The sequence below is a fragment of the Corallococcus llansteffanensis genome, assembly GCF_003612055.1.
In the GTDB taxonomy this organism is placed as follows: Bacteria; Myxococcota; Myxococcia; order Myxococcales; family Myxococcaceae; genus Corallococcus; species Corallococcus llansteffanensis.
The window spans coordinates 1-3,626 of the sequence record NZ_RAWB01000786.1 but is presented as its reverse complement, the minus strand read 5'-3'; the positions used below and the strand labels follow the sequence as shown (position 1 = coordinate 3,626).

Annotated in this window: 6 protein-coding genes; 3 read left to right on the top strand and 3 right to left on the bottom strand. The window is 72.4% G+C overall.

The window, feature by feature from the left end; translation table 11 throughout:
* The first annotated feature begins 22 nt into the window (after positions 1 to 22).
* Positions 23 to 1,210, top strand: a complete 1,188-nt coding sequence (locus tag D7V93_RS40155) for a hypothetical protein (protein ID WP_120648307.1) — start codon at positions 23 to 25, stop codon at positions 1,208 to 1,210.
* A gap of 6 nt (positions 1,211 to 1,216) precedes the next feature.
* Here D7V93_RS40155 and D7V93_RS40150 read toward each other — a convergent pair whose 3' ends face one another.
* Both D7V93_RS40150 and D7V93_RS40145 read right to left on the bottom strand, forming a co-directional pair.
* Positions 1,217 to 1,522, bottom strand: a complete 306-nt coding sequence (locus tag D7V93_RS40150) for a hypothetical protein (protein ID WP_120648306.1) — start codon at positions 1,520 to 1,522, stop codon at positions 1,217 to 1,219.
* A complete protein-coding gene (locus tag D7V93_RS40145; protein ID WP_120648305.1) occupies positions 1,515 to 1,760 on the bottom strand; it encodes a hypothetical protein in 246 nt (81 codons plus the stop codon). Before D7V93_RS40145 ends, D7V93_RS40150 begins: the two co-directional genes overlap by 8 nt.
* A gap of 190 nt (positions 1,761 to 1,950) precedes the next feature.
* Here D7V93_RS40145 and D7V93_RS40140 point away from each other — a divergent pair, with 190 nt between their 5' ends.
* A complete protein-coding gene (locus tag D7V93_RS40140) occupies positions 1,951 to 2,160 on the top strand; it encodes a hypothetical protein (protein WP_120648304.1) in 210 nt (69 codons plus the stop codon).
* Positions 2,161 to 2,306: 146 nt separating this feature from the next.
* On the opposite strand, the gene D7V93_RS40135 is transcribed toward D7V93_RS40140, so the two are convergent.
* Entirely contained in the window at positions 2,307 to 3,212 is a 906-nt protein-coding gene (locus tag D7V93_RS40135) for an AEC family transporter (protein WP_120648309.1), read from the bottom strand.
* A gap of 161 nt (positions 3,213 to 3,373) precedes the next feature.
* Between D7V93_RS40135 and D7V93_RS40130 the strand changes: the two genes are divergently transcribed.
* On the top strand, positions 3,374 to 3,626 hold a 253-nt coding region (locus D7V93_RS40130; protein ID WP_120648308.1), incomplete at its 3' end, for an MFS transporter.

Here is a 3,626-nt window from a genome sequence, read left to right as displayed (position 1 = left end):
GGGTGGGCTAGGGTGCCGCGCCATGGTCGCGCCGAAGAACCGCCCTCCGCAGGACGCCCTGCCCCCCCGCCTGGATACGCTGCTCGAGTCCCTGATGGACCGGGACTTCGCGGAGCGGCTGCGCAAGGTCTACCAGGCGGCCGCCGTCGCCATCGACCGGCTGGGCCACCTGAACGTCGTGAAGTACGAGCCCACCACCGCCGAGCCCGACGACGCCGCGGACCTGTCCCTCTGGGAGACGATGGCGCCCGCCATCGGCGACACGCTGGTGGACGTCAACCGGCTCGTGGTCGCCATCCGCGACGCCTTCCCCCCGCCGGCCCGGTCCACCGCCGCCAGCGACGGCGGCTGGGCCCCGCCCCCGTCCAGCTCCGACGAGCGCCGCGCGCAGGAAGCGGAGGCCGTGCTGCACGCCAGCGCCGAGCGCCTCTCCCGGCGCGTGCAGGAGCTGGGCGTGCAGATGCGGCGGCCGGAGGTGGTGAGCGACCGCTGGACGCTGATGTCGGAGCTGGCCGCGTCGCGCGCGGACTTCCGCAACCGCATTGGCGACCTCGTCTACCTCACCGCCGCGGCCTTCGCCGACGTGCGGCGCGAGGACGTGGTGCCCGGCTACTCCCACCAGGTGGGCGCGCGCGTGGCCCTCCGGGGCGCGGCGGCCGACCTGCGCCGGTCGCTGCAGGGACGGCTGGAGCGCGCGGCGAAGGCGACGGATGCGCAGCGGCCCGCGCTGGCGCGTCAGGCGGAGGAGAGCCTCGCGGCCTTCGTGTCCCTGTCCTCGTCGCTCGCGCTGCGCACGCCCACCAAGCGCGAGATCGTCGCGGCGCGGGGCCGGCTGCGCGAGGCGGGCGCGAAGGCGGAGCTGGGGCCGGACGTGCTGCCCTCCCTCGTGGAGCCCTTCCTCGCGCTCCTCGAAGAGGCGATGGACGAGGTGACGCGCACCTGGCTCACCGTGCACGACCGCGCGGTGTGGGCGGCGAGCGGCGTCCGGCTGGAGCAGGTGGACATGCACCTGGAGCTGGGCTCGCCCGGCGCGGCGCGCGTCCTGGAGGAAGCGGTGGAGGCCGCGGGCGCGCTCACCGGCCGCTCGGCGCCCTTCGACGTCTTCCTCCGCAAGGGCCGCCAGGAGGCAGCCGCGGGTCTCAACGAAGCCGGCGCCAGGGACCTGCTCGCCCGCTTCCGCGAGCGGCTGGCCAGCCTGCCGTTCAGCTAGACACGCTCAGGGCTTCGGGGTGCCGGGCGTCGCCGGAGTGGCGGACGCGGGCAGCGCGGGCGCTTCCTGCTTCGGCGGCAGGATGCGCAGCTCCTCGAAGCGCTCCGCCAGCGTCTGCGGCGTCAGCTCCTCCTGCCACTGCTTGGGGTTGGTGTTCCATCCGAAGTCGGCCGGCACCTTGCCGCCGCCCTGGCTGGTGTAGCCGATCATCTCCGGGAACTGCGCGGACCAGCGTCCGCCGGGATCCGGCTCCTTGGTGACGTGCTGCCGGTTGGGAATGATGAAGGGCTTGGGCTTGGGAGCATCACTCATGCAGCGCAGCCTCTCCGAAAGCCGGCCGCATGGGTAGAGGCAAGCGGGGCCCCTGACGCCTTCGCGCATGGTCCTTGGGGGGCAGCACGCTCGGCCCCAGGGCGAACACCGCCGCGAAGTAGCGCGCCTGCGCCTCGCTGCCGTAGCGGTAGCGCCGCACGTCCCCCTCGCCGGCCTCCACCTCCACGCGCCAGCCCTTCCGGTCGCACCGCACCGTCACCGTGTTCTCCGCGCCCATCCCACACCTCCCCCGTCCCACTGCTGTCCGAGGGTGTGCGCTATGAAATCCCCGTGCCAGCCTGCCCACGTCCTACCAATGGGTTGCGGTGTCGCCAGGTGGGCAGTCGGTGTACCCCCCGGTAACGTTTGCAGCCCACCCTGGAGTGCATCGTCCTTGTGCGGCGCTGATCCTGCGTTAACTCAATGGCATGACCCAATTCGAGACCCAGAGCGGAGAGCGATTCGCGGACTTCGATCTTCCCGAGGGCTGCATGGTGTGCGGCGGCGCGGTCTCCATCCGGGCCACGCCCGCTGGTGCCCACGGCTACTGCCCGCACTGCCACGTGCTGTCGCGCCCGCAGATGCGCGTGAAGCCCAACGGCGTGGAGCTCTCCTTCGAGACCACGGCGCTCGCCTGAGCGAGCGTCCTTCTTCACGGTGACCAGCCCGCCCGGGGAGCATCCGCTCGCGGCGGCGATGGACGGAAAAATGAGTGCGAAGCGCACCGGGGAGTCGCGGCAAGCCGCGATTCCCTCTTTTTTGTCCTCCGAGGTCACCCTGAAGGTCAGTGCACCTGGGCCATGAGCAGGGGCGCGGTGAAGAACGACAGCGGGATGCCCACGCCCACCATGAGCACCGCCAGCTCCGCGTCCAGCTCGTACTCGGCGGCGATGAGGGTCGCCGTCACCATGGGGGCCATGGCGACCTGGAGCACGGTGGCCTGCTTCACCACCAGCGCGAGCCCCGGCAGGAACGCCAGCACGGCCATCACCGCGAGCGGTGCGAGCACCAGCTTGTAGGACAGGCCCAGCGCGAGCGCCGGCACCCGCTTGCGCAGCCCGCCCAGCCGGAGCTGGAAGCCCACGATGAACAGCGCCAGCGGGGTGAGCAGGTCGCCCAGCCGTTGCAGCACCACCTCCAGCCAGTCCGGGAAGGCGAACGGCCGCAGCAGCAGTGCCACCACCAGCGCCTGGAACGGGGCGAACATCAGCACCTTGCGCACGAGCACGCGCACGGGCAGTGAGGCCCCCGCGTTCGCCTTCGCCGCCGTCAGCGTGGCGAGCGTCGCCGCCACCAGGAACGAGCCCAGCTGATCCGCCACCACCGCCACCTGCACGCCCGCGGGCCCCAGCAGCGCCGCCGCCATGGGCAGGCCCACGAAGGCGGTGTTGCCCAGCCCCGCGGTGAGGACGAGCGCCGCCACCGACTCGCGCGACAGCCCCAGCCGGGGGCCGAAGAGGCGCATGAAGGCGATGGAGCCCAGGAAGAGCAGCCAGGGCGCCACCGCGGCCACCAGCAGCCCGGGCACGAACTCCAGCCGGTGCATCGCGCGCAGCACCAGCGCGGGCAGCGACACGTTGAGCAGGAAGACGTTGAAGACCGACGCCGTGGCTTCGGGGAACCGGCCGCTGCGGCGGGCGAGCACCCCCAGCACCAGGCACACGCCCAGCAGTCCGATGACCTGACCCATGCCCTGCTCTTCGCCTTCCCGTGTCGGTGGCGGCGCAACCTGGAGGAGCCCGCCCTGGAAGTCCAGCCCCGCGAACAGAAGCCGGTGGTAACGGCCAGGGCGTGGGCGCATTCTGGCGCGCGCGGTCAGCCTCACCTCCGACTCCCCGTCCGGCATCCCTCATGAATCCCATTGCCACGTTGTTGAGAGCGCTCGGCGGCGGGGGTCTGCCCCGGACGTACTGGGTGCTGTGGGTGGGCACCTTCGTCAACCGGCTGGGGTCCTTCGTGGCGCCCTTCCTGGCCCTGTACCTGACGCGCGAGCGCGGCTTCAGCGTGGAGCAGACGGGCCTCGTCGTGTCGCTCAACGGCGCGGGCGCGGTGCTGGCCGCGCCCCTGGGCGGGATGCTCGCGGACCGGGTGGGCCGCCGCATCA

Excerpts from the sequence above, each read along its gene's own strand:
- D7V93_RS40145 (WP_120648305.1), bottom strand. The coding sequence starts at position 1,760 with ATGGGCGCGGAGAACACGGTGACGGTGCGGTGCGACCGGAAGGGCTGG.
- D7V93_RS40150 (WP_120648306.1), bottom strand. The coding sequence starts at position 1,522 with ATGAGTGATGCTCCCAAGCCCAAGCCCTTCATCATTCCCAACCGGCAG.
- D7V93_RS40135 (WP_120648309.1), bottom strand. The coding sequence starts at position 3,212 with ATGGGTCAGGTCATCGGACTGCTGGGCGTGTGCCTGGTGCTGGGGGTG.
- D7V93_RS40155 (WP_120648307.1), top strand. The coding sequence starts at position 23 with ATGGTCGCGCCGAAGAACCGCCCTCCGCAGGACGCCCTGCCCCCCCGC.
- D7V93_RS40140 (WP_120648304.1), top strand. The coding sequence starts at position 1,951 with ATGACCCAATTCGAGACCCAGAGCGGAGAGCGATTCGCGGACTTCGAT.